The 719-nt window shown below is 78.4% G+C and carries 1 protein-coding gene and 1 pseudogene; one reads left to right on the top strand and one right to left on the bottom strand.

All coding sequences use genetic code 11. The annotated features are described in order from the left end of the window. A pseudogene (locus IDM29_RS16885) lies at window positions 1-297 on the bottom strand (hypothetical protein); the annotation flags it as partial. A 227-nt stretch (window positions 298-524) separates the two neighbouring features. Between IDM29_RS16885 and IDM29_RS16890 the strand changes: the two are divergent. After that, a partial coding sequence (locus tag IDM29_RS16890; RefSeq protein ID WP_223148454.1) for a hypothetical protein occupies window positions 525-719 on the top strand: 195 nt, incomplete at its 3' end.

A 719-nucleotide genomic window follows, 5' to 3' on the forward strand; every position in this document is an offset into this window, starting at 1 on the left:
ACCGCGCCGGCGGCTCCGGCGCGGTCGCTCGCGCTGCGTCCCGATGCCCGGCGGTCGCAGGCCGACGAGCGTCGGCGCGAGGAGGGCGAGCCGCGGGCGCGCCTCGTCCGACGTCGCGTCGTTGACCAGCCGCGCGAGGCGCGCCAGGAGCGGGTACGTGCACGGCGGCGCGTCGCTCCAGCGCTCACCGGCGAGGACGCTGACGAGCTCCATGAGGCACGCGCCCTGGCTCGGGCGCCGGTGCCGCCCGGCCGCCAGGAGCGGCAGGCCGTCGGGGGTGCTGGAGGTGAGCTGCACGGTGACCACCCGCTCCGTCGAGGCTTTCCTCGAGTCTGCGCCCGTGCCGCGGGGACGGCAACGCCTCCGGGCCGCCGGCTCGGGACGGGTGCCCTCAGGACGATTCGCGCCTGACCTGTCCGGTTCGCCCGTCATGTGCGAGCCTGGGGGTCCAGACACGAACGCCCGGACCGGGCGCCGACCGCAGCAGCGCGCGCCGACGCCCCGACCGGGACCTAGGACGTCGGATGAGCGAAGGCAGGGCACGCGCGATGCGGCGCGGGCGCACCGGCACGGCGCGGCGCAGTCCGCGTCGGACCGCCGCTGCGTCGCTCGCGACGGTCCTCCTCGTCTCGGGCGGCATGGCAGCGGGCACGGCCGCCGGCTCCCTCGACCCCGACGCCCTCGCGCGCGTCCAGGCGGCGCACGCCGCGGTGGCGGGT

This window comes from Actinotalea sp. JY-7885 (assembly GCF_014525465.1).
In the GTDB taxonomy this organism is placed as follows: Bacteria; Actinomycetota; Actinomycetes; order Actinomycetales; family Cellulomonadaceae; genus Actinotalea.